Below are 25,895 nucleotides of genomic sequence, written 5' to 3'. Positions count from 1 at the left end.
GGTTCCTTAAATGAACCAGAGAAAACCGAGAACGTTCCGACAACTGTCTGCAGAACCCGAAGTGAGGTCTTTAAAACCCTTCTCTCTTGAAAAAATTACTCCGCCGCGTCCATCAGAGGCACCTCCAGACGCGTCAGCATTTCCTTTGGAATGACCTGCCAAAAATTGGCGCGTTCGAATTCCCATTCCGAGAGGAGTTTTTCCGAAAATTCCGACCCTGTGAGCTCGGCATGGCGGCGGATAAGGTTCTTGCATTCCTCTTCGTAATGCTCTGAGCCAAATCGCTGCCAGACAACACTGTCCGGATTGACGGCCTTCTCAAACCGTTTCTTGGCGTCATAGACATAGGCCATACCGCCTGTCATGCCGGCGCCGAAATTGTCTCCGACAGAGCCAAGAATAACCGCGATGCCACCCGTCATATACTCACAGCCATTTGTGCCGCAGCCTTCCACGACGGTGACAGCGCCGGAATTGCGGACACAGAAACGCTCTCCAGCCCGGCCCGCTGCCATCAAGAGGCCTTTGGTTGCTCCGTAAAGGCAGGTATTCCCGATAATGGCGCTACTATGCCAGTCAATCGGTGTGTGACCTTGTGGGGAGACGATAATTTCTGCCCCTGAAAGCCCCTTGCCGACATAGTCATTGGCGTCGCCGTCCAAGACGAGGCGCAAGCCTTTCATGCCGAACGCGCCCAGAGACTGCCCGGCGGAGCCACGAAGCCGTACGGTAAGCTGTCCATCCGAGACGCCGTCCGCGCCAAAGGTTTTGTAAAGATGAGAACTTGTCCGAGTGCCGACGGCGCGGTGCGTGTTTTCTATACCGTAAGTCAGATAGGTTTTTTCGCCGCGCTCAAAGAACTGGCCTGCATCCGCGACGATCTTTTCGTCTAAAGAGTTCGGCACTTCGACGCGTTGCAAACGCGTATCCTTGACCCGTTCATTATCGACCCGTGCGAGGATCGGATTCAAGTCCAGATCGTCGAGGTTTTCCGCGCCGCGGCTAACCTGTACCAACAGATCAGAACGGCCAATTACATCGTCCAGCGATTCAAACCCAAGTTCGGCCAGAATTTCGCGCACGTCTTCGGCAATGAAAGTCATCAGATTGATAACTTTCTCCGGCGTTCCGGTGAACTTCTCCCGAAGCGCCGGATCTTGAACGCAAACGCCCACCGGGCAGGTATTGGAATGGCACTGGCGCACCATGATACAGCCCATCGCCACGAGAGAGAGCGTGCCGATACCGTATTCTTCCGCGCCGAGCATCGCCGCAATCACGATGTCGCGGCCCGTTTTAAGCCCGCCATCTGTCCGGAGCGTGACGGAGTTTCGGAGATTGTTCAGTGTCAGAACCTGATGCGCTTCTGAGAGACCGAGCTCCCACGGCATACCCGCATATTTGAGCGATGTGTTGGGGGACGCGCCTGTTCCGCCATTATGGCCCGCTATGAGGATGGTATCTGCTTTAGCCTTGGCGACCCCGGCGGCGATTGTGCCAACGCCGGAAGACGCGACAAGTTTGACGGCCACACGCGCAGTCGGATTGATCTGTTTCAGGTCGTAAATCAGCTGCGCCAAATCCTCGATGGAATAGATATCATGATGCGGCGGCGGCGAAATCAGGGTCACACCCGGCGTCGCGTTTCGGAATTTCGCAATCATTTCCGTGACTTTGAAACCGGGGAGCTGACCGCCCTCCCCCGGCTTGGCGCCTTGGGCCACTTTTATTTCAATTTCATAACACTGGTTGAGATATTCCGCATTCACGCCGAAACGCCCGGAGGCAATCTGCTTGACCGCAGAGTTCGGATTATCGCCATTTGGCAATGGATTATAGCGGGCGCGATCTTCGCCGCCCTCACCCGAGACGGATTTCGCCCCGATCCGGTTCATCGCAATGTTCAGCGTGCCATGCGCTTCCGGCGACAAGGCGCCCAGCGACATACCCGGCGTACAGAAACGCCGCCGGATTTCATTGACGCTTTGGACGCGTCGAACTGGTAAAGATTTGGAGGTCGTCCGAAAGTCCAGCAAGTCCCGAATTTGTATCGGGTCCGCCGAATTCACGGTCTCGGCATATTGTTTGTAGAGCTTATAATCTTCGCGTCCGACAGCTTCCTGTAGCATGTGGATCATATCCGCCTTATAAGCGTGACGCTCCCCTCGCGCGCGAACCCTGTAAAGCCCGCCCACAGGCAAGCGCACAACAGCGCTATCATAGGCTTTTTCATGAGCCTCCAAAACTTTGGCCTCAAGACCGGCCAAGCCGATACCTGAAATCCGGCTTGTCATGCCCGGGAAATTGGCGCCGACCAGAGCGCGGGACAGACCCATGGCTTCGAAATTATTGCCGCCCCGATAAGACGAGATAACGGAAATGCCCATTTTAGAGATAATTTTAAGAAGGCCGCCTTCGATAGCCGCTTTATATTGCGCTACCGCTTCGTCGCCGCTCATATCCAACAATCCGCGTTTTACGCGGTCCATCAGAGAATCCTGCGCCATGTAAGCATTTACGCAGGTCGCGCCTGCTCCGATCAAGACGGCAAAATAATGCGTGTCGAGACATTCAGCCGATCGGACTAGGATGGAGCAAGAGGATCGCAATCCGTCATTCACCAGAGCCGTTTGAACCGCGCCGGTACAGAGGATCATAGGCGCCGCGGCGCGGGTTTCATTCGTATTTTCGTCCGTCAGAACGATATTTTCGACGCCGCGCGCCACCGCGTCTTTGGCTTCTTCGCGAATGCGCCGAAGCGTATCACGCAGAGCGCGTCCGCCGGACTCTTCGCCTTCAGGAACCGGGAAAGTACAGTCAATCAAAGTGATTTTATCGCCCACCATTTTGACGAACCGATCATACATACCGGTCGTCAGAACTGGACTGTCGAGCACATACATTTCGTTCGTCTGCGCGCCTGTCTCGGACAGAATATTACGAAGGTTTCGAAAACGGGTCTTGAGCCCCATCACCCGTGTTTCGCGTAAGGGATCAATTGGCGGGTTTGTAACCTGAGAAAAGTTCTGGCGGAAATAATGCGATAAAGGCCTGTAAATATCCGACAGCACGGCTAGAGGCGTATCATCGCCCATGGAGCCGACGGATTCTTTGCCGGTTTCAGCCATCGGAGTCAGGATGAGTTCCTGATCTTCCAGTGTTTGACCGCAGGAAAGCTGACGCCGCGCCAAAGATTCACCCGATAAGGCAGGTTCAGGTTCGGGACCGGCGAGCTTTTCATCCAGATTGATGACTTTTTCGAGCCATTTTTTATAGGGCCGCTTTTTAGCCAGCTCGTTCATGATCTGGGACGAGGTATAAAATTTGCCCTCTTCCAAATCGACGGCGATCATGCGGCCGGGTTTGAGCGCGCCCTTTCGGACAATATCCTTTTCTTCCATCGGGCACATGCCGGCTTCTGATCCGACGGCCAAAATGCCTTGATTGGAAATAGCATAGCGCAGAGGACGCAAGCCATTGCGGTCCAATCCGGCCATCACCCAGCGCCCGTCATAAGCGGCCAAAGCCGCCGGGCCGTCCCAGGGCTCCATCACGGCGTTGCAATACTCATATAGCGCCCGCCAGGAAGACGGCATCAGATCGCCGCGTTTGGAATAGGCTTCGGGAACCAGAAGCGTTTTTGCCATAGGCGCAGACCGCCCCGCGCGGACAAGGAGTTCAAAAACGGAATCCAGAGCGGCAGAGTCAGAACTTCCCTTTTGAATAATCGGTTTCACATCTTCGGCGCGGTCACCAAAGGCGCTATTGGCCATTTTGATTTCATGGCTTTTCATATGGTTGGTATTGGATTTCAGCGTGTTGATTTCGCCGTTATGTGCCAGCATCCGAAACGGCTGGGCCAGCCACCATTGCGGGAAAGTATTGGTAGAATAACGCTGGTGGTAAATCGCGGCGCGGGAGACGAAACGCTCGTCCTGCAAATCGGTGTAAAAATTATCAATATCCTGCGCGAGGAACATGCCTTTATAAATAACCGTCTGAACCGAGAGAGAGCAGATGTAAAAACTCGGGATTGCTTCGGCAATGACGCGTTTTTCGATGCGGCGGCGAACGATATAAAGCTCGCGTTCCAAGGCGTTGCCTTTCCGGCCTTTCGGATCGCGAAATAGAACCTGCTCAATAGCCGGACGTGTAGCTTTGGCTTTTTCACCAATAATGTCTATATTGATCGGGACCTGGCGCCATCCGTAAATGTAAAATCCTTCTTTGAGGAGCTCGGATTCAACAATTGTTCGCGCCGATTCCTGTGCCGTAAAATCAGTCCGCGGAAGGAAAATCATTCCGACGGCAATCTTGGCCGCGCTGGCTTTATGTCCTGTATTTTCAACCTGAGAGCGGAAAAACTCCTGCGGGATATCCAGACGGATGCCGGCCCCGTCTCCGGTTTTCCCGTCTGCATCAACGGCCCCTCTGTGCCAGACGTTTTTAAGCGCTTGAATGGATTTCTCGACAACGTCCCGGCGGGGCGAGCCGTCAATAGAGGCCACTAATCCGACGCCGCAATTGGCGCGTTCATGTTCAGGGTCATAAGCGTTTGCCGCAATCAGGGCGTCACGTTTCGTTTCGTAATCTTTGAGCCAATCAGACATGTTTCTGGCTTTCCTTGAATTATTTAATGGCTTGCGCGCTGGTTTTGTGAGGCGCGTCATGGGGTATAGTGGTGTAAGCAGGACCTTCATCCGTAAAGATATGAAGTCCAACCCGCGCTTCGAAATCGTCGAACAGTCCAGCAGAAACGGAGGCTTGGTCGCGGGCTGTTTTTCTTCGCCAACCTATTGTGGACCCACAATTTGTACAAAATCCGCGTTCGCCCCACTCAGATGTTGAAAGCCATTTTGCACTCTCTCCTTCGAAGATTACGCCGTCTGAAAAATGCACGCCGTAATAGGCCCCGCCGCCATTTTGACGTCGGCACATGCCGCAATGGCAGGCTTCAACATCTGTGACGCCGCCCTTGGCTGATACGCGCACTGAACCACACAAACATTTTCCGATTAATTTTGTCATGGCCCTACTCCGCCGCGACTTTGGTTTCAGCGCGCTCCAGATCACGCAGATATTTGTGCATGTGCTCAGCTGCGTCCCGGCCCTCGCGAATAGCCCAGACAACGAGGGACGCGCCGCGAACAATATCCCCGGCAGCGTAAACCCCTGGCAGATTGGTCTCAAACGTCAGCGGATTGACCCGCACCGTTCCCCAACGCGTTGTGGTCAGCTCTTCGGACATGACTTTCATATCTTCCGGCGAGAAGCCCAGAGCCTTGATGACAAGATCGGCTTCCACATCGAACTCCGCCCCTTCAATGGCTTCCGGGCTCTGACGTCCTGAAGCGTCTTTTTGGCCGAGGCGCATCCGATCGGCCCGGACCGCGCTGGTCTTTCCGCCCTCATCGTGAATGGATTTGGGAGCCGCGAGCCACTCAAAGGTCACGCCCTCTTCCTGCGCATTCGCTGTTTCGCGCCGGGAGCCTGGCATATTAGCATGGTCGCGGCGATAGAGACAAGTCACGGATTTTGCGCCCTGACGGACGGCCGTCCGAACGCAATCCATGGCCGTATCTCCGCCGCCAATGACGACGACATTTCTGCCTTCTGCCGTCTCGCCGCTCACTTCATCCCCTAAGCCGCGCCGGTTTGAGTCTATCAGAAAAGGCAGAGCCGCACTTACGCCTTCGGCGCCGCTCCCGGGACATTCCAGATCGCGCGCCTTGTAAACGCCCGTTGCAATCAGAACGGCCTGATGCTTTTCGCGAAGCTTATCAAAGGTGATGTCCACCCCGACATCGCAATTCATGACAAATTCAATTCCGCCGTCTTCCAGACGCTTCGTCCGGCGCTGCACGATTTTCTTTTCCAGTTTGAAGTTCGGGATCCCATAGATCAAAAGTCCGCCCGCCCGGTCATGACGATCATAAACCGTGACCTGCCACCCCTGAAGGCGAAGCTGCTCTGCGGCCGCTAGTCCGGCCGGGCCTGCCCCGATAATTCCAACGCTCCCAACGCGTTCACGCAGGGGCTTGATAGGCTCTATCCACTCTTCTTCCCATGCCTTGTCGGTCAGATAGCGCTCAACCGAACCAATTGTCACTGTGCCATGGCCGGACTGCTCAATCACGCAAGAGCCTTCGCACAGACGGTCCTGCGGACAAATCCGTCCGCAGATTTCGGGCATATTATTTGTGGCGCTGGAGACTTCCCAGGCTTCTTTGACGCGGCCTTCTGCTGTGAGTTTAAGCCAATCGGGAATATTGTTTTCAAGCGGGCAGTGGTTCTGGCAAAACGGGACGCCGCACTGAGAACAGCGCGAAGCTTGCTCCTCGGCTTTCGCTTCGACGTAATCGCCGTAAATCTCCAAAAAATCGTCACGTCGTTCCGTCGCCGCCCTTTTTGCAGGCATGTCCCGCTCAGTCTGGGTAAATTTCAACATTTTGTTTGACTTAGCCATGAGGCCCTCACTTGATATTCGGGCTCTCTGTACACACAACCACCTAAAAGAGCAAGATGCGACAATCTGTCAAATTTTGATAAAATTTAAAAGTTATTTTTCCCCTAGGCATATGTTAATAATATACTTTTTAACAATTTTTTGCTTTCGCTTAATTTGCACTCAAAAACTACTTTGTAGCTTACATGAGATAAAATCCTGTGATTTTTGACAATTTTACGCCGCTTTTGCGCATGCCGGACACCCCGCCGCCCTAATAAAGCCGTAACCTTCAGGGCATAGAAACACATCATGTCATGGCTACATCTCACAATACTGGCTCTTATTCAGGGACTGACAGAGTTCTTGCCAATTTCCAGCTCGGCACACCTGATTTTGCCCGCCAAAATCCTGGGATGGCGGGATCAGGGCCCTCTCATCGATGTCATGGCACATTTTGGATCGCTCTTTGCGGTATTGCTCTATTTCCGCAAAGATGTTGGCTCCATTTTGACAGGCCTGATGGATCTGCTGAAACGCCGGCTCAATACGGACTCGGTTTTAGCGCTAAACCTGATCATCGCGACACCGCCTGCCCTGCTGCTTGGTGCGATTTTACGTTTAGGCGGGTGGGACGAGGCTATTCGGTCGCCTCTCATCATTGCGATCACGACAATCGTATTTGGGGTTTTGCTCTGGCTCTCTGACGTCTGGGGAAAAGAAACACGCACAACCGAAGACCTGACCTGGAAAGGCGCCTTCGGGCTCGGCCTCGCGCAAGCCGTCGCCCTTATTCCCGGAACATCCCGTTCGGGCATTACCATGACGGCTGCGCGCGCCATGGGTCTGACCCGCGTCGAAGCCGCCCGTTTCTCCATGCTGATGAGCCTGCCCATCATTGGCGTAGGCGGCTTGTTTGCCCTATACAGCCTAGCAGGCGCCACTAACAGCGAACTAGCTGGCGCAAGCCTGACAGACGGACTCTGGGTGGCCGCTCTGTCCTTTGTGGCCGCCTTTGCCTGCATCTCTTTATTCATGAAATGGATCAGCCGTATCGGCATGCTCCCCTTCATGCTCTACCGTCTGGTTTTGGGTAGTGCTCTCTTGATTTGGATTTTTTCCGCCTAAGCCTTTATGAATTAAAAGTAATTTATCTTGAGCTAAAATACTGAAGCCTGTTCTGGACAGGATAGCGCAAACCATTCTACGCAAGGTGTAATGTTATTTCGATTTGTTCTTCTTGGCCTCTTTGCCCTTATCTTTTCAGCGCCCGTCTCATCGACTCCAAATCCCGACACGAAGGCGAGCGGGCAAGCTCCTACGACTCCGCCCATTGAGACGAAGGAATTTGACCTCAGAGCCCAGGAAATCATGTCAAAGCTGGAAATGGCCGGCATGGCCGTTGCGATAGTTGAGAACGGCAAGATTACTTTTGCCAAAGGGTATGGCGAAACCGTGAAAGGCTCAGGGGATCTCGTCAGTGCAGATACCGTCTTTCGCTGGGCCTCTGTTTCCAAAGGCGTCGCCGCGCATGTTCTCGTCAATATGGCGCGAGAAGGAAAGCTTAAACTCGACACGCCTGCCATGGACCTGTCGCCGACCTTGAAACTTCCGCCATCAGAAACAAAGGTCGATATAACCCATCTCCTCTCTCATCAAATCGGCATCGTCAGAAATGCCTATGATGATAAAATCGAAGGCGGACGCGGCGCAAAAGAAATAAGACAGATGCTTGAGTCGCTCCCTTATCAATGCGCCCCCGCCACCTGTCATACTTATCAGAATGTGGCTTATGATGCGGCGACGGAAATTGTGCAGACTTTGACCGGCCTACCTTACAAGTCCGTTGTCAAAACAGGTGTTTTTGACCGTTTCGGCATGAGCACGGCGACTGTCAGCTATGAAGGTCTTCTGCAGTCCAAATCCTGGGCCAAGCCGCATGGACGAAGAGGACAAGTCATTGATGAAGTTCAACCGACCTATTACCGCGTCCCGGCTGCGGCAGGCGTGAACTCCTCAATCAAGGATCTGGCCCGCTGGATGACGGCGCAGATGCAGGACGAGTTTCCCGGAGCCTCGTCAGAGCTCGAAAATGTCCAGAAAGCCTTGCAAACACCGTTGATCCGCACCCGCAGAGAGCAAAGCTATATCAATCGCCGTTTTGGCCAAATGACGAACGCCCATTACGGAATGGGATTCCGGGTTTACAACTATAAAGGCCACAAAGTTGTGGGCCATCGCGGCGGAGTTGAAGGCTACCGCTCTCTCATTCTTTTTGATCCGGAAATACGCTCGGGCATAGCCGTCATGTGGAACAGCCCCCATTATCAACCTACCGGCCTACAATTCGAATTTATGGATCAGCTATATGGCCTGCCCAAGCAGGACTGGCTAAATTTGGATGATAAAAGCTAAGTTTTTGGTTTCGGCACGCCGAAACGTTTTTGCAGCCAGAAGGTCAGCCCAATGGCGGCTACTGCCAGCAAGATAAAGACCAGCGACATCATTCGGCCATCCAGTCCGGCAAACACGCCTTTCGCCAAAAGCGCCACGACAAGAATTTTGGGAATAATCCCCAAGGCCGTGCCGATTAAAAAAGACCGCGTTGTAATCGATGAAACGCCAGCAGCCATATTCACGAGGATAAACGGCCCTGTCGGGACCAACCGAACTACAAAACTCCAGAGCAAACCATTACGTTTTATACGGTCCAACACATTGCCAAGACGCGGCCCTGTCAGGCGGCTGAGCCTCTCACGACCCAGCAGGTCGGCAAGCCAGAAATTTATCATGGCCGAAAAGAGAGTCGCCATCCAAGAATAGACCGCGCCGATGGCCGGACCGAAGGCTACGACAGAAACAGTGATAAGCGCCCATTGCGGAAGGCCGAAAAATGAGGCCACTGTGAAAATGCCAATCACAACGGGCAGGCCCCAGATAGAGCCTCTGAGGCTTTGCAGTCTCCCCTCATAAATCGATAAATCGATATCGAAAACGAACCGGCCCAAGACAAAGGTCGCCACGATCACCAGAGAAAATATAATCGCAAATATCAGAGACTGGCGACGGCTCATGACGTTTCCCATAGTTGAATATCTTTTTCTATCATACTGATATTCAATTCTTCTTTATGCTTCCAGTCAACGCATTGGTTACGAAACCAGGTCATTTGCCGTTTGGCAAAACGGCGCGTATCCCGCTTGGCCAGCTCTATTGACCGCTCATAGGTCAACTCCCCTTTCAAATGCCGCAAAAGGTGAGAGAGACCAATGGCTTTTAACATAGGCGCTGTTCCGTCAGCTCCGTATTTTTCAAAAACCTGACGGGCCTCTTTCATTCCGCCGCCAGATACCATGCTTTCAAAACGGGAATTAATGCGCTCGTATAATTTGTCTCGAGGCGGCATCAATACATATCGCAAAGCGAAAGTCGCCGGAATTTCAGGACGTGTCTGAGACTGCCAAACATGAAGCGGGTGTCCCGTTTGTTTTACGACGCTTAACAGGCGGGTCAGCCGCTGCGGATCTTCCCCCTGCAAACGAGCCGTGCCTTTGGGGTCAAGAATTTTCGCTTCGGCCAAGACCGATTTGATTCCCTCTCCTTCTATGAGGCTATCAATTTCGAGAATCAGGCCCGGGTCAATCGTGGGGACAGAGGCCAAACCCTCGAAAAGAGATTTGAAATACAGCCCGGTTCCCCCGACCAGAATAGGAATTTTTCCCCGCGCGAGCACATTCAGGATGACGGGCATGGCTGCCCTCACCCAATGTCCTCCGGAGTAATGCGTCCCGCCGCTGACATAGCCGTAGAGGTGATGTGGAACGGTTCTTATTTCGCTCTCACTTGGGCGCGCCGACAATATGCGGATATCGGAATACACCTGCAGGGCATCGGCGTTGATAATTTCACCGTTCACAGATTTTGCAATCGCCAGAGCCGCGCCGCTCTTGCCGCTGGCGGTTGGCCCTGCAATACACAGAACAGGTTTCATCGACCGAGACGATATCATTGGAGCATGCCCATTATGGCAAACGCGATAGACCAAATTCTGACACTTGTCCTGAAGAAAAAAGACGGTTCTGCTATTGAAAGCTTGGTTAAAGCCTTTGGACTCAGGGAAACGACAATCCTGTCTGACGGGAAAGCGGTTGAAGGGCTTGCCCGAGCCGGGCTGACGAAAGAAGAGATCGATGAAACCCTGAAAGGAGCCCATCCGGAAGTAGATTATTGCCTTCAGGGAAAAATCGGACGGAAAAAGAAACTCCTGATCTGCGACATGGATTCCACGCTTATCGGACAGGAATGTATCGACGAACTAGCCGACTTTGCGGGATTTAAGGACAAGGTCAGCGCCATTACGGAACGGGCCATGCGCGGCGAAATCGGCTTTGAAGGGGCTCTGACAGACCGTGTGGCGCTTTTAAACGGCCTCCCCCTCTCTGATCTTCAAACCTGTTTCCAGGACCGCATCACCCTCAATGAGGGCGCAAAGACATTATGCGCCACGATGAAAGCCAATGGCGCGGAAACGGTCGTCGTCTCCGGCGGCTTTACCTTCTTCTCAAGCCGGGTCGCCAAAGCGGCCGGGTTTGAACACCACCACGCCAATATTTTAATGGATGATGGCGAAGCGCTCACAGGTCAGGTTCAACCGCCTATTTTGGGAAGAGAGGCAAAGCTGGGACGGTTGAAAGACTATTCGAAGAATTTGGGGGGGCCAGAGGCGGCTGTGGCTATCGGAGACGGCGCCAATGACCTTGCCATGGTCACCGCGTCCGGCCTGGGCATTGCCTATTACGCAAAGCCTACCGTGGCCGCAGCGGCGCATTGCGCCATCAATCATACAGATTTAAGAACCGCCCTTTATTTCCAGGGCTATTCAGACAGCGAATTTGTCGAAGCCGGCTAGGACGTGACCGTCAGGGCGTAAAAAATGTAATTTCCGCCCCGGTTTATCAAGAACGTCACCGGCGCTTCAAAATCTTTAGCCGCCGCCACGGCGTCTTCAAACGCTTTAGGGGAATCTACGGCCTCAAATCCGACTTCTTCGATTATATCGCCGACCAGTATTTTCCCGCTGGCCTCGGCATATCTATCGACCTTGGACACCCGGACGCCTTCAATGCGATCATCAATACGATATTTAGCCCGCGTCTCGTCGCTTAAAGCCTCTACATAGATTCCATTTACAGAGCGTTCGGCGTTGTTTTCCTCATCGGCACGGCGTTCTTTTTCCTCTTTGGTGACCTGCTCTTCAAGCCTTTCAATCGTGACATTGGCCGTGCGCGTCCGGCGCTTGCGGATATAGGTAATTTCGAGGGCTTCTCCGATTTCGGCCTCGGCAATACGGCGGCTGAGCAAGCGCGAGCTTTCCAGCCGCTGGCCGCCCACAGCCGTAATCAAGTCGCCTTTTTCCAAACCAGCTTTTTCCGCAGGTGAATCTTTCACAATGGACGTTACAAGCGCGCCGAATGTGTCGTCCAGTCCATAGGATCGGGCGAGCGTCGGGCTGACCTCCTGCGGCCTTACCCCGAGATAACCGCGGCGCGTCTCGCCGAATTCGATAAGCTGATTTACGACTGATTCCGCCAGTTCAGACGGAACGGAGAAACTGATTCCGACGCTATAACCGGTCGGGGACAAAATGGCGGTATTCACGCCGATAACATCGCCGTCCATATCAAAAAGCGGACCGCCGGAATTGCCCTGGTTGATGGCGACATCCGTTTGAATGAAATCATCGTAGCTGCCGTGAGAGATATCGCGGTTACGGGCCGAAATGATACCGGCGGCGACTGATCCTGAATACCCAAACGGGTTACCGATCGCGATAACCCATTCCCCGACTTCAGCGGTGTCGGAATCTCCGAATCGAACGAAAGGAAGATCTTTGCCTGTATCGATTTTAAGCACAGCGATATCGGTTGCGGGGTCGCGGCCAATCAATTCCGCTTCAAACGTATCGCCGCTTGGAAATGTGACTTCGATAAGGTCGGCGTCCTGAATAACGTGATTATTGGTGACGATATGCCCGACCGCATCGATAACAAAGCCTGAGCCAAGTGACTTTGAAACGCGGCCGTCCCGATTATTTCCGCGTCCGAAAAAGTCATTGAACCGCTCCAGAGGGGAGCCTTCCGGGAAGGCCGGAACCTCCTCCGTTTCAATCTGAATGGTCTGAGCCGTCGAGATATTAACCACAGAGGGGCTCAACCGTTTTGTCAGCTCCGTAAAGCCATCAGGGGCCGGAGCGGCAATCACCGCTTGGCTGAAGGAAAAACAAAGACAAATGGAAAGTAGAAGCGTTTTAAACATATCCTGACATTAAACGTACGGCGCGTTTTGCCAAGGGGGTGAAAGGCCGCAGAAACAGCGATTATCCTAACAATTGCGTCAGGAAAGCAGGCTTACCCCGAATAAAAGCAGGCAGACGCCGACAAAAACGGAGATCGCTCCGGTGATGTGCAAATCGCGTTCATCGGCCTGTGCCAGAAATTCCTGATAAGCCCGGCGAAGACCGCCTGGAAATATAGCCCAAACAGCGCCCTCCAAGGCGAGCGCACCGCCAAAGGCGATGAGCAATATGGCCGAAATACTCATTTACCGACAAACCAGTATTTATCGATTATTTCGAGGCCCGGACTGGTCATCGAGATAACCCAGGAAGTCACTGTCAGGTGATAGAACATATGTCGATTTCTGCCCAAGTCCTTTTCTGTAGGCTTCCATAGACCGGTAAAAGGCAAAAAACTCAGGGTCGAGATTATACGCTTCGGCGTAGATCCGGTTTCGTTCCTTATCGCCCTCACCCCGGATGATTTCCGCCTGCTTACGTGCATTCGCCAAGAGAATTTCGACGTCCTTATCCGCTTCGGCTTTGATTGTCCGTTTGGCCCGTTCGCCCTGACCGCGTTTCTCGGCGGATTGCTCCTGCCGATCGGCGGACATTCTTTCAAAAACCCGCGCGGCGTTTTCCGGCGGCAAATCTGCGCGTTTGATACGGACATCTTCAATTCTAAGACCAAAACGACCTGCCGTCGCGCGGGCATTGGCACGATCTTCAATCGCGTTCATCAGGTCAAAACGTTGCCCTGAAATGATCTCGGAGCTTTCGACACTACCTAATATGTCCCGAGAAAGTGAGTCCAGAATATTACTTAGCTGAATTTCCGCGACATTGCGCGTGTTAAAGGCTTCGTAAAACTGTCTCACGTCAGTGATCCGGTAACGAATAAAGGCGTCCACGACGAGTCTTTCCTGGTCTGACGCCAGAATAGGCTCACTATCTAGATCCAGCACGAGGTTTTTACGGTCATAGAGCCGAACCTCTTCTATAAGAGGAATTTTGAACTTAAGTCCGGCATCCTCTTCCACGCCATAGGCATTTTCAGAACGAACCGGATCCCCAAAGCGGAGAACCAGAGCCTGTTTGTCTTCGCGAACCGTATAAAAGCTGCTCATCAAGATAATGACGAGGATTACCAGCGCTATACCAATACCAATTAGCTTACCATTTTGCATTAGTTTGCTCCTGCCGGCTTACCGAGCTTGTCCAGCGGTAGATATGGGACAACGCCGTTACCGGCTTCATTGTCGAGAATAATTTTATCAGCATCGCCGTAAATGTCTTCGATTGTCTCTAAATACATGCGTTGCCGCGTCACTTGAGGGGCGGCTTCATATTCCCCATAGATCAGGCGAAAACGTTCTGCCTCACCCTCAGCATTGGCAATAACGGAGTCACGATAACCTTCGGCTTCTTGAATGAGACGGGCCGCACTACCTTCCGCTTCGAGAACTTGTGTATTCCGATAAGCACGGGCTTCGTTAATGGCGGTTTCAGCTTCTTGCTGAGCGTTCACAACATCCAGAAAGTCATCTTCGACTTCCGCTGGCGGGTCTGTTTTTTGGAACTGAACATCATTAACCAAAACGCCGGCTTCATACTCATCAAGAAGGGTTTGCAATTGTTCGGTCACAACGCCGCGAAGCTCCTGACGACCTGTCGTGATGATAGGGTCGAGCTCATTATTCCCGATGACTTCCCGAACAACACTTTCTGCCGCAGATTTTACAAGGTCATCCGGCTGATCAACTTTAAACAAATAGGATTCGAGGTCTTTAATGACCCACAAAACGGTAAAGTTGATGTCGACGATATTTTCATCACCGGTCAACATAAGCGCTTCTGCCGTGGAGTTCACACCCACACGAGTTTCGCGCTGCGAGGTCACGTTACGGACAATTTTGGTTTCAATGGGAGGCGGAAATTTGAAGTGAAGCCCCGGTCCGGCTGTGCGGGTGTAATCGCCAAAGCGAAGCACGACAGCACGTTCGTTACCCTGCACCGTAAAAATTGACGTAAACAATAAGAGCACAACAGCTGCGACAACAAATATCCATTTAGGGATCGTTATGTCTCCGCCGCTACCGCCTCCACCGGAAAATCCGCCGCGACCGCCGCCAGAGCCGCCGCGTTTTACGCGCGATTTGAAGCCTTGAATGACATTGTCGAGATCCGCAGACCCTTCACCCGGTTTGGGACGATCCCGGTCAGGTCGACCCGATTGCCCGCCCCAGGGGTTGTTACCTTTGCCCGAGCCTTTACCGCCGGAGCCTTTGGGTTTTCCCCAAGGGCTGTTGTTCTTGTCATCTGCCACAAATCTCTCCGAAAAGTCTTTTTATATACTTGGCTGTCTTAAGCTATCTTATCAAGGGCTATACGTGCGAAACTCTGTCCCAAATCTGGACCGAGAAATCATAATCATCCCTGGACGACTTCAATCCCGTTTTTTCTTCACTTAACACCCATTTATCCGTGTCCGGCGTCTCAAAAAACGCATCCCCTTCAGGTTCAGCGAAAACCTGAGTGATATATTGGCGGTCTATGTGGGGCATGAGCGTTCGGTAGAGCTGCGCCCCGCCAATCACCATGACTTCGCTGGCGCCGTTTAATCCGGCGAGTTCATAGCCCCGCGCGACAAAAGCGTTCAAATCTGAGAATACTTCCGCCTGGGGTGCTTCATAGCCTACATCCCGCGTGAGAACAAGATTTGGCCGCCCCGGAAGCGGGAATGAGAGGCTTTCCCATGTCTTGCGCCCCATCAAAACCGGCTTACCCAGAGTGATGGATTTAAAGAATTTCAAGTCTGTTGGTAATGACCATGGCAAATCGCCATTACGGCCGATAACGCCGTTCTGCGCCCGCGCCACAATCAGGGAAAGTTTAGGACTTGGAATTTCGGGAGGAATGGACATAGAAGGCCGATACACGATAGAGCGAAATAGGTATAGCGAAAGCGAAGGAAATCGGGCTGCATGATGAAAGAAAAGAAAAGCTCGGCCGCCTCAGCTACGTTAGAGACAGCTTCGGAAGAGTCTGAGAGCCGCAAATCCACGACGAGTCTTTTCTCGGTCAAATATACGCTTCTCTACATTCTCCTGATTCCCTTCATCAATTGGAGCTTCACCTGGGCGCCTATGGTCAATTTACCGGGGTTGGCGGCGTGGGCCTTTAATCCTGTTACCATCGTGACGGGCCTGGTTCTGGTAGTGAGGGACTTTTCGCAAAGAGAAATAGGGCATGAGGTCTTGTTTGCCATGGCTCTGGCTTTGGGCCTGACCTATGTCACCAGCGGCGGCGCGTTGGCTCTGGCAAGCGGGGCAGCTTTTCTGATATCAGAACTGGTGGACTATGCCCTGTTCACTTTTACAAAATACAAGCTCTCCACCCGTGTTTTGCTCTCCTCCGCCCTCGCGGCGCCGATTGACACAACGACGTTTCTTTTCGGCGCAAGCTTTCTCAGGCCCGATCAATTAACTGCCCCCAACATCATAATGAGTGTCGGGGGCAAAATGGTGGGCGCCGTGGTTATCTGGTGGCTCATCCGTCAGCGGATGGAGCGTGGCCAAACAACAAGAAACGCGTGAGGCTTACTCTTTAAAGAGCTCAATTGCTCCGGCCGTCATGGACTGAACGCCCAGTTTCAGGGACGGTCCGGGGATGGGCGCAAATAAAGGCGAATGATTGGCCGGAGGAAGCGGCGTTTTGTTCTCAACAGCCGCAGCGAAAGCCTCTGGGTCAGCACCGCCTGTCCAGAAAATAAGAGTCGGGATGTCTTCATCATGACGGTGGAACCGGGAAAAGTCCTCTCCGCCCATGCTTGGCGGACGGCTTTCAACTTTGTCTTCGCCAATAGACGCCGAGACAGCTTTCATAACGCGGTCCGTCATTTCCGGATCATTATAGGTGGACGGCGTGTAGTCACTCTTAATGATGACTTCCGGCAACTTATCCTCTGGCAATCCGGCGGAACGCCCCTGCGCAATTGCTATGCGTTCAATGCCTTCAAGCAGCGTTTTACGAACGTCGTCGTCGTAAGACCGGACTGTCAGCAATAGCTCTGCTTCATCGGGAATAATGTTGTGTTTATATCCGGAGCGGAAAGAGCCCACTGTGACAACACCCGCTTGCAACGGATTGACTTCGCGGGACACCAAGGTTTGCAGGGCGTTGACGATTTGCGATCCGATAACGATCGGATCTTTGCCCATATGAGGGGCCGAGCCGTGAGCGCCGATGCCTTTGATTTTAATATCGACCGAGTCGACATTGGCCAGCGCGTAACCGGACGTGTAGGTCACTTTTCCGGCCGGGTCCCAACCGGAGGTATGGGTCGCCAGAACATAATCCGGTTTTGGGAACTTCTCCATGAGGCCATCTTCCAGCATGGCCAAGGCGCCGTAACCGATTTCTTCGGCGGGCTGCCCAATGAGGACAAGCGTGCCCGACCAATCCTCTTTATGTTCGACCAATTGCCGCGCCGCGCCGATCAAGATAGCCATATGGCTGTCATGGGCGCAGGCATGCATGACCGGAGCTTCTTTCCCCGTAAAATCAGTTGAAACAACATTTGAGGTATAAGGCACCCCTGTCTTTTCCTGCAAAGGCAGAGCGTCCATATCCGCCCGCAACATGACGGTTGGCCCCTCCCCGTTTTTCATGACGGCAACCAGTCCGTAACCACCCACGCCTGGCAGAACCTCTCCCACTTCTTCCATCACCTTTTGCTTCACCCATTCGTCACCAAGTCCTTCAGTGACCTCAAACCCCAGGGACTTCAGCTCTTCAGCCATACGCGCGGCAGACTTTTCTTCTTTCAAGGAAAGTTCCGGGTTCTGGTGAAAATGCTTGTACAGGTCGAGAACGTAATCATGGTCCTCGGAAACGGTTGTCGTCAGATCCTGAGCAAAGGTGCTGGGCGCCGCCGCCAAAGTCAAAAGCGCCGCGGCGCTGCAAAGAAGTGTTTTCATTGTCATATCCTCCAAGAAATAGAAAGGTCGCCTAATGGCAATCGCTTGGCAAGGGCAGTTTGCAAATAGGTCCGTAATTATTTGAGCACAAAAAAAGCCGCCCCAGAGAGGCAGCTTCAAGAATTAGCTTCGGAGCGTGATTATTTTCCGCCGCCGGGTTTGCCTTCTACGACATAAGCGAGCATTTCGTAATCGCCCGTTCTCCAACTATTCAATCCGTTCGCAGCCAAAGACGCAAAAGCAGGCGTCCCATCAGCAAAGCGTCCAACAGGTACCAGATCTGGGGATGACACTTCAATCATGTACTCCCCGTCTTCAGGAAGCGTGAAGTCAAAAACCAGAGGTTCAAACCCTTCAAATGTGCGTTGATTGGACGCCACTTCAGCATAAGATCCATCTGACTGTTTGAGCTTTAGGGTCAGCTTGGTGACCACAAAGTCCCCCACATTCGCATCAGAGAAAGATATGATTTCCGAATTGAAGATATCCCCTGCATCTCCACTAATGAAATAGCTATCCGCTTCTTCCAACTCTGTGATGCTGCCGCTTACAAGTGCGGCGCGAATATCAAGTTTTCCGCCAGCATTTACGCCGTCCAACAAAGGATTCGCGCCTTTGACTTTGTTCAAAGTCAATTTTCCGCCATTCCTTTGGGTCACTGACTCATCAATTTTACGAGTCCGCTCATTAATGGCCAGTTTAACCGCCGAGCGTTCGGAAAAGAAACGATCAACAAAAGGAGGGCTATTCAAAGCCAAACCGGCACTGGCGCCTGAGGCCATGACATGGGTCAAAGTCTCGAGCGCATTCTGATCTGTTTCTCCGAGCGGAATGAACTCACCCGGCGTGCGGGCCGCCGGCAAACCATCGCCCGGGGCTCCAAAACTGTCGTGATGACGTAAACCGAGAATGTGTCCCAATTCATGGCCAGCCGTATTGGCTGACTGGTTCACGACAGCAATTTGGCGAACTTCTTCGACTTCCTCCAAAGTGAGCGGTCCAGGCAATCCGAGGAAATTCGCCAGGTTCTGGGTTCCAAAATTGGCGTCCAGTTCGGCGAGTAATTGCCAGAAACTGGCATCCGCAAACGCGCTATCGGTTCGGTCATCATTTCCGAAATCAATATTATCGGCGCGGCCAAATAAGATACCGGTCGCTAAATCAATCGGGTTGGCATCATTATCGCCAATACGAATAGTCGAAAAGTCCCCCAGGCTTGGCTGAACCTGAGTGAATTCGAAATTATACTCCGCGTAATCCGCCTCTAATCTTTCTTGAATAAAGTCGCGATCTGCTTGTGTGTATATATAGTCTGGGAAAACACCGCCCGCGATGGGTTGCCCGCCTTGAGACGCAAAAAATGTCGGGTCAGCACTGCCAAATTGTAGAAAAACAACTTGTGGGTCGTTATTTTGCTGGCCGATCGCCAGTCCGCGACCTTTATTATTCTTTTTCTTGGCCGCTTTGTTGTTTTTCATGTCTGCTTTTTCAGCTTTGGCCGCTAGAGCCGCGCTACGATTCGCAGCCATTGACTTTAGCATTGCCAGGCCGTCTTCGGCGTTTAGGTCACTCAAATTCGCACAGGCATTAAAAGCGCAATCATCCGTTTGAATTCGAATGGACTCACTGGTCAAATCAACATCTTGCGCAAAAGCCGGCGCAGAAGTTGCCAAAGCAATAATCGCTGTAGCGCTTAACAGGTTTCTAATTCTCATTTCGTTCTCCCAAATTTTTTATAGATGTAGGTTTCCCCCGAGACAAATCTGTCACTAAATTAGAGTGAAGGTAAGAGCGGAAACGAATTTAGGTAAGTTTTCCCTGAACAGTCGATCTTTACGCAAAAAAATCTTAAACCGCGACTTTTCCCGCAATATGCGGGTGGGCTTCGTAGCCGAGTATCTTCACGTCTTCATAGCTAAAGCCGTCAATTTTTGTGACGTCAGGATTTAACTTCAATCTTGGCAACGCTTTCGGCGCGCGGGAAAGCTGTTCTTTCACCTGCTTAAAATGGTTCGAATAAATATGGGCGTCGCCAAAGCTATGGACGAAATCGTCAGCTTTCAGTTTAAATAATTCTAGTTTTGAATTGCGCTCATCAGAATAGAATGAATTTCTGTGGCTATTTCAACTTCATCCCCATAAACACCAACTCGGGCATCTCTGAGTTCATGACATAAAATTTTTATTTCGCGCCAAGGCTCCGGGTCATCCCAATCCGCGTAATTTGATATTGCGTAAAACAGCACCAAATTCTCCGACGAGTTAAGTTCAGATAATTTGATATACTTTGTCAATAAATTACAAACTGGTTTCCATTTATCCACGTTATCGAAAAACTGTGAAAGCAGATTTTTTACTTGGTGGTCATGTAAACAATTCGCAAGTTCGCATACTTCAGCTGAAGGAACCGAATCACTATTTTCAATTAGCCGATCCGCGATTTGAACTATCTTCAATCTAGTTATTAATTTCCAGCGATGGCCTAATTCTAAGGACTTCGCATCAACCGATGACAACTCTAACTTCAAACCGCGACTTTTCCCGCAATATGCGGATGGGCTTCGTAGCCGAGTATCTTCACGTCTTCATAGCTAAAGCCGTCAATTTCTGTGACGTCAGGATTTAACTTCAATCTTGGCAACGCTTTCGGCGCGCGGGAAAGCTGTTCTTTCACCTGCTTAAAATGGTTCGAATAGATATGGGCGTCGCCAAAGCTATGGACGAAATCGCCCACGTCCAGATCACAGACCTGCGCCATCATATAAACCAGAAGGGCGTAGCTGGCGATATTGAACGGGACGCCGAGAAAAATGTCGGCGCTGCGTTGATAGAGCTGACAGCTTAGTTTCGCTTTCCCGTTTTCTTGCGGCGCAACATAAAACTGAAAGAGACAGTGACAGGGCGGCAGAGCCATCTCGTCCACATCCGCCGGATTCCAGGCGCTGACGATATGGCGGCGTGAATTGGGGTTGCTTTTTATCGCGTCGACAACATTTTTGACTTGGTCGATGACCCGGCCTTCAGGACCTTCCCAGCGGCGCCATTGTTTGCCGTAAACGGGCCCGAGGTCTCCGTTTTCATCCGCCCATTCGTCCCAGATGCGAACGCCATTCTCTTTCAGATATTTGATATTGGTATCACCCGCCAGAAACCAGATGAGCTCATGCACGATGGATTTCTTGTGCAACTTTTTGGTTGTCACCATCGGAAACCCCTCGGCCAGATCAAACCGCATCTGATAGCCAAACACGCCGCGCGTTCCCGTCCCCGTCCGGTCCATACGGTCCGTTCCGTTTTCCATGACGTGCGAAAGAAGGTCGAGATATTGCTGCATCCGTTCACTATAAACATTCAGAGCGATTCGGGCAGACCCCTGCACCGCTTGTCCACATCTTTGAAAAAACGACATACGGCTCTTGCGCTGGCCCCGTATTCACCCCATATCTTTATTGTTAAACGATAAGGGAGAGAGAAATGAATCGTTACAGGTATGACCGCGAGCTGATAGACATGGCCGCTTCTTTGTCAGAGGCAGACCGTTTCAAATTTATGGATATTGTTCAGAACGAAACGCAAAACCCTGTCGTGAATTTCGGCTGGAATGTCTGGCTTGGTTTTCTCGGCATTGATCGCTTTCTCGTGGGCGACATTCTGGCCGGTATATTAAAGCTATTAACGATGGGCGGACTGGGCCTCTGGGTCATCATAGATTGCTTTCTTATCGGCAACCGCACTCGCGAAGTGAATATGATGAAGATCCGCGATATTTATGAGTTCGTGAGAGCTCACCCCGCATAATAATTGTCCCGCCAATAACTGGCGGGACTGTCTTAGTTTAAAGCTGATCCACAAGCTCTGCCATCGCTTCGACGGCGGAGGCGCCCAATTCGCCGCAACGCTCGGGTGACCATCCTACGGCTTTATCCGGACGGTTCGCATTGTCCTTGAACGGCATTTCAAGCGTCATCGACAGACAATCATAACGGTGCGCCGTGAAATTCGTACACATGGTAAGATTGGCGTCCCCAGGTTTGGACGTCGGGTAACCCACTTCCGTCTGAAAATCCGGTGAGGCTTTTTTATACGCGCTCAGGAAATCCTCGAGATTCTTGGCTTGCTTTTCCGTATAGCCGGGAATGCCCTCTGCGCCGGCGATAAAGTTATAAGGCAGGTTTTCGTCGCCATGCACGTCCAGGCAAAGTCGCGGAGGGTTCTTATCCATCGCGGCAATTGTCGCCAGAACTTCAGGACAATTTTCTTTCGTCGCAACGCCCCATTCACGGTTTAGGTTAGCGCCCTTCGCGTTCGTCCGTAGGTTACCATGCGTGCTTCCGTCCGGATTCATGTTCGGAACGATAAAGAGTTTGGCTTTTTTCAGAAGCGTTTTTGTTGCCTCGTCATTGGCCTCAATCAACCGAGAAATAAATCCGTCCATCCACCATTCGGCCATGGTTTCACCGGGGTGCTGACGCGCAATGACCCAGATGGTTGTGTCACCTTCGCCCATTTCCAGACAGTCAAGCGTTTGGCCCTCGACAGAATGCCCAATAACTTTAAGCGAGACGCCGTGATCGCCCGTGTAATGCGCGATCCGGTCATGATGACGTTCGGCGCTGTAAGGCGCGAAATAGGCGTAGTAGATGCTGTCCTGCTCGGGTGTGTGCTCTATGATGAGTTTATCATTTTCGTATTTTGTGCCCTCAACTCGAAACCAGTTTTTTCGGTCATAACTTGCGCACGCTTTATAATCCTTCCAACCATCGGGAAAGGCAGAGTCTTTGGTATTTTCCAAAACCATCCGGCAAGCCTGCCCTTTGGCACCCGTCAGGCGGTAATAGAACCATTGATAAAAGTCAGACGCATTATCCTTGCGGATAGCCAGACGAATATTGCCGGGCTCTTTTGCCTCGTGGACTACAATATTTCCGCCGTCAAAAGCACTGTTTATCATTAGGGTCATAAATTATTCCGTAAAATCTTGGGGCGCTTGCAGAGCCGTGGTGACTGCTTTTGCAACACTTTCAGGTTCAATACCGTTCCAGAACACACGCCAGTCATTCTTCTTCTGCATTCCATCACAATTTTTCATATACCAGTCATTGAAAGGGTTTTTAAACCTTGAACGCCAGTAAAATACAGGAATATTTTGCGTAAACTCCTCCCAAATGTCGCGGGCCAGCCCTTCTCCTTGCGCCTGTTTCCCCACCCAGAATTTTGATAAATAGGTCAGTCCGTCCTGCTCTGTGAAAATGGCGCCGCCTTTGTAATTGACTTCTACGAAAACGGCAGAAACAGGCGTCTCGAAAAAGTCCGGCCGTAGGGTTTTTCCAAAGGCGGTATTTATGGATTGCGCCAATTGATGTGTATCAAGCCCATCGTAGTTATGGTTGATTATAATCTCGGCTTTTCGCTTAATCAGGGTTCCAGAGCCTTTCGTCGTGAAAAGCTCCGGCAAGAGATTTAGCGGGGAAGCTATAATGTAAGCGCGCTGTCCTGGCTCGGCCTCATCCAAATCTTGAACAAAATTCAAAAAACGCTGCTGTCCGGGCGTTAAATTTTGTCCGGTCTCAATCAGATTGGCGACATCCGCCATGCTGAGATTGCGGATACGTTCACCTTGCCGTGCCAGACCGCCTGACGGTTGCAGGAAAATCACCTTGTTCGGATTTATCTCATTGACCAAACGGACGAGGTTCATATCCCCGCGTCTTTCGGTCATTTCAAGTATCGGGATCAATCCCGATTGCGCTTTGAATTTGATTTCAGGAATGAGAGCGTAAGTCGCTGTATTGAGTTTGGATGTCCTGACCGCCGACTGCTCCAACTCTTTGGCCACGCGCTGGGACTGAAACTTCACAGTCGTCCTGTCTTCGTCCAGCGCCCCTACCAATAAAATAGGCGTCAGACCGAGATTGAAAAGTAACTTTACATTACTGACCAAAGTTTCGAGTAGCGGGTTTTTCAAACAACGCGGGTCAATGACGATGAGTGCAAATTTCTCAGGCTCCTGCTGGGAAAACAGTTCCGCATAGAATTGCGCTTCGCGGTTGGCCCCGATTGCCGACAGGCTGGAAAGAACGGTTTCCCTGACGCTAAGACGGCTCATTTCGACATCCCTGTTCCCAATCCTGTCGCCAGAGCCGTTTCGTAAAGCGCGGTGGCTTTTTCCAATTGTGCGTAGCTCACCCATTCCTCTGGCTGATGCGCCTGCTCGATATGGCCCGGGCCGAACACGACCGCATTCATGCCAGCTTCAGACACCATGGCCGCCTCTGTCCAATAGGGCAAATCGACAAAATCATGAGAGGCGAAAAGAAATTTGAAAGCCTCTATGTCTTTTGTCGCGAATGGCTCGAAAGCGACCAGAGTTTGACAATCTGCTCCCTGCTGAGCCGCAATGTCATGCAGATCTGTCTCTCGCCTACTGACATCATCACCCGGCGGCGGCCGCATGGAAAATTGCAAGCTCGCAGATGTCGGGATGACGTTATATGCGCCATCAGAATTCACGCCGCCAATATTGGTGCAAAGCCCCTGATAGGGCGGCGTGCCAAAATCCAGATGGTTTTCGCCGTATTGCCCTATCGCATCGGCAAGTCGGGCCGCTTTTAAGAGAGGCGCTTCTATATTATCGGCCAGAGAGCTATGCCCGCCCGGCCCTGAAAACTCTGCCTTTAATGCGAGCATGCCGCGATGACGTTTGCCGACCTGACATCCTGTGGGTTCACATACAATAGCCGCTTCAATTCCTTTCAGATGCCCCGCTTTGATAACTTCCGGCATAATTTCACTGCCTTGCTCTTCATCACCAGAAAGCAGAATAGCGACATTGCGCGGTTTAACTCGCAGCAGGGCAGAAAGTATACAAGCCGCAGCGCCTTTAATATCGCAGGCCCCCAAGCCTATGACCCGGTCCGCTTTTTTTCGTAAAATTAGCGGATCGGCGAGCCAGCCCTGACCGCTGGGAACTGTATCAATGTGAACATTTAACACCAGTTTCGGCTCGCCCCAGACAGCGAGGACGAACGCACTGTCGGGCTTGCCGTGTTTTCTGGGGACTTTTTGATTTACGAGTTTATCCGGGTGAAAAGCGCCTAGCGTTTCCGCGAGCCAATTAACGCAGGCCGGTTCGTCCCCTGTTCCGTTTCGGGTATCAAAACCCACCAACTCTGTCAGAATCGAAAGCGTGCTTTCCAGACTTTTTTGCTCGTGATTTGGAATGACTAATATCCTTCCCCGAAATCAGCGCCCCCTTCCGCTTATGAAAGCCTAATTCCGCGAACGCAATAAAAGTCCTTCGTCAAGCGTAACAAAAGTGACAAAAATTTACGCTTGCACGGACTTTAACAGTTCATTTACCATAAATATCATCAACCACGGAGGACGACACAATGGCCAAAGCAGCAGATTACATAGAGGATGTGAAGCGATATGACGCAGGTGCGGACGAAGCCCATGTCCAAAAAATAGTCAATTATTGTGGGATTGCTCTCCAAAACAGAGACTCCTCCCTTGTCTCCTGTTCCGACGAAACAGAGAAAAATCGCGTGCGTGACGGTTTTGCGAAAAAGAAACTCGGCCTGGAGGCCGGCCCCGCCAGCCAGGCAATCGATGCGGTCTGCGATATGATGAAAGGCGACAATCAAAAGTCGCGGGTCACATTCCTCTATCTTTTGGCGAAAAGCGCCGGGAAATTAGGCGGCCTGTAAAGCAGCAAAACCCTACCGACGGATATGCCGCGCTTTGGGCGCGGTTTTTTTATTTCAGAATAGATATTGGAACTTTCACCTTTCATCCCTATATTATGTCTGTCGGCTTGCCGACTATGAGGATAAACGCGCTCATAATAGACGGACTGGACCCGGGGGCGGTACCCGGCGGCTCCACCATAAACCTTCATCCCTGTGAAGGCTTTTGATGGGGCCGAAATAGGATCGACAGACGTTCAAAAGGGTTAGCTTTCTTCCGTATGGGTACCGTTAAATGCCTATTTATTATAATTGCTAATGACAATTATTCTGAGGAATTTGCCCTAGCTGCGTAAGCAGTTCGGACATTCCGACTTTAACTCCTAGCCCTTCAGACGGTTAGGCGGGCTTCGGGAGGTAGCTGGCAACAGAAACCTCCCACTTTTCTT

23 protein-coding genes, 1 other RNA gene and 1 pseudogene are annotated in these 25,895 nt (G+C 51.8%); 7 read left to right on the top strand and 18 right to left on the bottom strand.

The genetic code is table 11. From position 1 onward, the window contains the following. Positions 1–95: 95 nt before the first annotated feature. From gltB to ACN0IC_RS05205, 3 genes are read right to left on the bottom strand one after another with little or no spacing between them, the layout of a single operon-like run. Entirely contained in the window at positions 96–4,610 is a 4,515-nt protein-coding gene (gene gltB / locus ACN0IC_RS05215) for a glutamate synthase large subunit (RefSeq protein ID WP_416877711.1), read from the bottom strand. Between the two features lie 19 nt (positions 4,611–4,629). Continuing rightward, the gene (locus ACN0IC_RS05210) at positions 4,630–5,028 is read right to left on the bottom strand and encodes a GFA family protein (protein ID WP_416877710.1); all 399 of its coding nucleotides are present in this window, start codon (positions 5,026–5,028) and stop codon (positions 4,630–4,632) included. Positions 5,029–5,032: 4 nt separating this feature from the next. Continuing rightward, the gene (locus ACN0IC_RS05205; protein WP_416877709.1) at positions 5,033–6,466 is read right to left on the bottom strand and encodes an NAD(P)-dependent oxidoreductase; all 1,434 of its coding nucleotides are present in this window, start codon (positions 6,464–6,466) and stop codon (positions 5,033–5,035) included. A 291-nt stretch (positions 6,467–6,757) separates the two neighbouring features. On the opposite strand from ACN0IC_RS05205, the gene ACN0IC_RS05200 reads away from it, so the two are divergent. Together ACN0IC_RS05200 and ACN0IC_RS05195 are read left to right on the top strand one after the other, a co-directional pair. Then, positions 6,758–7,573 carry an undecaprenyl-diphosphate phosphatase gene (locus ACN0IC_RS05200; RefSeq protein WP_416877708.1) on the top strand — a complete coding sequence of 272 codons (816 nt, stop codon included), beginning with the start codon at positions 6,758–6,760 and terminating at the stop codon, positions 7,571–7,573. 90 nt (positions 7,574–7,663) lie between these two features. Next, on the top strand, positions 7,664–8,860 hold the full coding sequence (locus ACN0IC_RS05195; RefSeq protein ID WP_416877707.1) for a serine hydrolase domain-containing protein: 1,197 nt from the start codon (positions 7,664–7,666) through the stop codon (positions 8,858–8,860). On the opposite strand, the gene ACN0IC_RS05190 is transcribed toward ACN0IC_RS05195, so the two are convergent. Further along, a complete protein-coding gene (locus ACN0IC_RS05190) occupies positions 8,857–9,519 on the bottom strand; it encodes a TVP38/TMEM64 family protein (RefSeq protein ID WP_416877706.1) in 663 nt (220 codons plus the stop codon). The two genes, ACN0IC_RS05195 and ACN0IC_RS05190, sit on opposite strands and share 4 nt — an antisense overlap. Further along, positions 9,516–10,454, bottom strand: coding sequence for a tRNA (adenosine(37)-N6)-dimethylallyltransferase MiaA (gene miaA / locus ACN0IC_RS05185; RefSeq protein ID WP_416877705.1), 939 nt, complete (start codon positions 10,452–10,454; stop codon positions 9,516–9,518). Before miaA ends, ACN0IC_RS05190 begins: the two co-directional genes overlap by 4 nt. Positions 10,455–10,469: 15 nt before the next feature. Here miaA and serB point away from each other — a divergent pair, with 15 nt between their 5' ends. Then, positions 10,470–11,354 carry a phosphoserine phosphatase SerB gene (gene serB / locus ACN0IC_RS05180; RefSeq protein WP_416877704.1) on the top strand — a complete coding sequence of 295 codons (885 nt, stop codon included), beginning with the start codon at positions 10,470–10,472 and terminating at the stop codon, positions 11,352–11,354. Here serB and ACN0IC_RS05175 read toward each other — a convergent pair. The 5 genes from ACN0IC_RS05175 to ACN0IC_RS05155 all read right to left on the bottom strand — a co-directional run bounded on the left by ACN0IC_RS05175 (position 11,351) and on the right by ACN0IC_RS05155 (position 15,703). Further along, positions 11,351–12,760: a Do family serine endopeptidase gene (locus tag ACN0IC_RS05175; RefSeq protein WP_416877703.1), complete on the bottom strand. Its 1,410-nt coding sequence runs from the start codon at positions 12,758–12,760 to the stop codon at positions 11,351–11,353. The genes serB and ACN0IC_RS05175 overlap by 4 nt on opposite strands. Before the next feature lie 78 nt (positions 12,761–12,838). Then, entirely contained in the window at positions 12,839–13,045 is a 207-nt protein-coding gene (locus ACN0IC_RS05170) for a DUF2065 domain-containing protein (RefSeq protein ID WP_416877702.1), read from the bottom strand. A gap of 18 nt (positions 13,046–13,063) precedes the next feature. Next, positions 13,064–13,966 carry a protease modulator HflC gene (gene hflC / locus ACN0IC_RS05165; RefSeq protein WP_416877701.1) on the bottom strand — a complete coding sequence of 301 codons (903 nt, stop codon included), beginning with the start codon at positions 13,964–13,966 and terminating at the stop codon, positions 13,064–13,066. Then, positions 13,966–15,105: an FtsH protease activity modulator HflK gene (gene hflK, locus ACN0IC_RS05160; protein WP_416877700.1), complete on the bottom strand. Its 1,140-nt coding sequence runs from the start codon at positions 15,103–15,105 to the stop codon at positions 13,966–13,968. Before hflK ends, hflC begins: the two co-directional genes overlap by 1 nt. Before the next feature lie 58 nt (positions 15,106–15,163). After that, positions 15,164–15,703 carry a dihydrofolate reductase gene (locus ACN0IC_RS05155; RefSeq protein WP_416877699.1) on the bottom strand — a complete coding sequence of 180 codons (540 nt, stop codon included), beginning with the start codon at positions 15,701–15,703 and terminating at the stop codon, positions 15,164–15,166. A gap of 60 nt (positions 15,704–15,763) precedes the next feature. Between ACN0IC_RS05155 and ACN0IC_RS05150 the strand changes: the two genes are divergently transcribed. After that, a complete protein-coding gene (locus tag ACN0IC_RS05150; RefSeq protein WP_416877698.1) occupies positions 15,764–16,375 on the top strand; it encodes a VUT family protein in 612 nt (203 codons plus the stop codon). A gap of 3 nt (positions 16,376–16,378) precedes the next feature. Here ACN0IC_RS05150 and ACN0IC_RS05145 read toward each other — a convergent pair whose 3' ends face one another. From ACN0IC_RS05145 to ACN0IC_RS05125, 5 genes and pseudogenes are all read right to left on the bottom strand, one after another. Further along, positions 16,379–17,758: an amidohydrolase gene (locus ACN0IC_RS05145; protein WP_416877697.1), complete on the bottom strand. Its 1,380-nt coding sequence runs from the start codon at positions 17,756–17,758 to the stop codon at positions 16,379–16,381. 140 nt (positions 17,759–17,898) lie between these two features. After that, complete coding sequence (locus tag ACN0IC_RS05140; RefSeq protein WP_416877696.1) at positions 17,899–19,473, bottom strand: hypothetical protein; 1,575 nt, start codon at positions 19,471–19,473, stop codon at positions 17,899–17,901. A 133-nt stretch (positions 19,474–19,606) separates the two neighbouring features. Beyond that, a pseudogene (locus ACN0IC_RS05135) lies at positions 19,607–19,822 on the bottom strand (thymidylate synthase); the annotation flags it as partial. An 11-nt stretch (positions 19,823–19,833) separates the two neighbouring features. After that, entirely contained in the window at positions 19,834–20,274 is a 441-nt protein-coding gene (locus ACN0IC_RS05130) for a hypothetical protein (RefSeq protein ID WP_416877695.1), read from the bottom strand. A gap of 8 nt (positions 20,275–20,282) precedes the next feature. Then, a complete protein-coding gene (locus ACN0IC_RS05125; RefSeq protein ID WP_416877850.1) occupies positions 20,283–21,092 on the bottom strand; it encodes a thymidylate synthase in 810 nt (269 codons plus the stop codon). Between the two features lie 140 nt (positions 21,093–21,232). Between ACN0IC_RS05125 and ACN0IC_RS05120 the strand changes: the two genes are divergently transcribed. Next, positions 21,233–21,556, top strand: a complete 324-nt coding sequence (locus tag ACN0IC_RS05120) for a TM2 domain-containing protein (RefSeq protein WP_416877694.1) — start codon at positions 21,233–21,235, stop codon at positions 21,554–21,556. A 37-nt stretch (positions 21,557–21,593) separates the two neighbouring features. On the opposite strand, the gene ACN0IC_RS05115 is transcribed toward ACN0IC_RS05120, so the two are convergent. The 3 genes from ACN0IC_RS05115 to ACN0IC_RS05105 are packed head-to-tail and all read right to left on the bottom strand — an operon-like array spanning position 21,594 to position 24,922. Next, positions 21,594–22,718, bottom strand: a complete 1,125-nt coding sequence (locus ACN0IC_RS05115; protein WP_416877693.1) for a M14-type cytosolic carboxypeptidase — start codon at positions 22,716–22,718, stop codon at positions 21,594–21,596. A 3-nt stretch (positions 22,719–22,721) separates the two neighbouring features. Then, entirely contained in the window at positions 22,722–23,864 is a 1,143-nt protein-coding gene (locus ACN0IC_RS05110) for a hypothetical protein (protein WP_416877692.1), read from the bottom strand. Beyond that, the gene (locus tag ACN0IC_RS05105; RefSeq protein WP_416877691.1) at positions 23,861–24,922 is read right to left on the bottom strand and encodes a M20/M25/M40 family metallo-hydrolase; all 1,062 of its coding nucleotides are present in this window, start codon (positions 24,920–24,922) and stop codon (positions 23,861–23,863) included. The genes ACN0IC_RS05110 and ACN0IC_RS05105 overlap by 4 nt, the downstream gene beginning before the upstream one ends. A gap of 227 nt (positions 24,923–25,149) precedes the next feature. Here ACN0IC_RS05105 and ACN0IC_RS05100 point away from each other — a divergent pair, with 227 nt between their 5' ends. Then, a complete protein-coding gene (locus ACN0IC_RS05100; protein WP_416877690.1) occupies positions 25,150–25,467 on the top strand; it encodes a DUF2853 family protein in 318 nt (105 codons plus the stop codon). Between the two features lie 62 nt (positions 25,468–25,529). Next, positions 25,530–25,889, top strand: a transfer-messenger RNA (tmRNA) gene (gene ssrA / locus ACN0IC_RS05095). Positions 25,890–25,895: the final 6 nt, after the last annotated feature.

The organism is Litorimonas sp. (assembly GCA_029936425.1).
Taxonomy (GTDB): Bacteria; Pseudomonadota; Alphaproteobacteria; order Caulobacterales; family Maricaulaceae; genus Litorimonas.
Note: the sequence above shows the minus strand (reverse complement) of the source record. Positions and strands in the feature narration are given on the sequence as shown.

Excerpts from the sequence above, each read along its gene's own strand:
- gltB (WP_416877711.1), bottom strand. The coding sequence starts at position 4,610 with ATGTCTGATTGGCTCAAAGATTACGAAACGAAACGTGACGCCCTGATT.
- ACN0IC_RS05210 (WP_416877710.1), bottom strand. The coding sequence starts at position 5,028 with ATGACAAAATTAATCGGAAAATGTTTGTGTGGTTCAGTGCGCGTATCA.
- ACN0IC_RS05205 (WP_416877709.1), bottom strand. The coding sequence starts at position 6,466 with ATGGCTAAGTCAAACAAAATGTTGAAATTTACCCAGACTGAGCGGGAC.
- ACN0IC_RS05200 (WP_416877708.1), top strand. The coding sequence starts at position 6,758 with ATGTCATGGCTACATCTCACAATACTGGCTCTTATTCAGGGACTGACA.
- ACN0IC_RS05195 (WP_416877707.1), top strand. The coding sequence starts at position 7,664 with ATGTTATTTCGATTTGTTCTTCTTGGCCTCTTTGCCCTTATCTTTTCA.
- ACN0IC_RS05190 (WP_416877706.1), bottom strand. The coding sequence starts at position 9,519 with ATGAGCCGTCGCCAGTCTCTGATATTTGCGATTATATTTTCTCTGGTG.
- miaA (WP_416877705.1), bottom strand. The coding sequence starts at position 10,454 with ATGATATCGTCTCGGTCGATGAAACCTGTTCTGTGTATTGCAGGGCCA.
- serB (WP_416877704.1), top strand. The coding sequence starts at position 10,470 with ATGGCAAACGCGATAGACCAAATTCTGACACTTGTCCTGAAGAAAAAA.
- ACN0IC_RS05175 (WP_416877703.1), bottom strand. The coding sequence starts at position 12,760 with ATGTTTAAAACGCTTCTACTTTCCATTTGTCTTTGTTTTTCCTTCAGC.
- ACN0IC_RS05170 (WP_416877702.1), bottom strand. The coding sequence starts at position 13,045 with ATGAGTATTTCGGCCATATTGCTCATCGCCTTTGGCGGTGCGCTCGCC.
- hflC (WP_416877701.1), bottom strand. The coding sequence starts at position 13,966 with ATGCAAAATGGTAAGCTAATTGGTATTGGTATAGCGCTGGTAATCCTC.
- ACN0IC_RS05155 (WP_416877699.1), bottom strand. The coding sequence starts at position 15,703 with ATGTCCATTCCTCCCGAAATTCCAAGTCCTAAACTTTCCCTGATTGTG.
- ACN0IC_RS05150 (WP_416877698.1), top strand. The coding sequence starts at position 15,764 with ATGATGAAAGAAAAGAAAAGCTCGGCCGCCTCAGCTACGTTAGAGACA.
- ACN0IC_RS05145 (WP_416877697.1), bottom strand. The coding sequence starts at position 17,758 with ATGAAAACACTTCTTTGCAGCGCCGCGGCGCTTTTGACTTTGGCGGCG.
- ACN0IC_RS05140 (WP_416877696.1), bottom strand. The coding sequence starts at position 19,473 with ATGAGAATTAGAAACCTGTTAAGCGCTACAGCGATTATTGCTTTGGCA.
- ACN0IC_RS05125 (WP_416877850.1), bottom strand. The coding sequence starts at position 21,092 with ATGCAGCAATATCTCGACCTTCTTTCGCACGTCATGGAAAACGGAACG.
- ACN0IC_RS05120 (WP_416877694.1), top strand. The coding sequence starts at position 21,233 with ATGAATCGTTACAGGTATGACCGCGAGCTGATAGACATGGCCGCTTCT.
- ACN0IC_RS05115 (WP_416877693.1), bottom strand. The coding sequence starts at position 22,718 with ATGACCCTAATGATAAACAGTGCTTTTGACGGCGGAAATATTGTAGTC.
- ACN0IC_RS05110 (WP_416877692.1), bottom strand. The coding sequence starts at position 23,864 with ATGAGCCGTCTTAGCGTCAGGGAAACCGTTCTTTCCAGCCTGTCGGCA.
- ACN0IC_RS05100 (WP_416877690.1), top strand. The coding sequence starts at position 25,150 with ATGGCCAAAGCAGCAGATTACATAGAGGATGTGAAGCGATATGACGCA.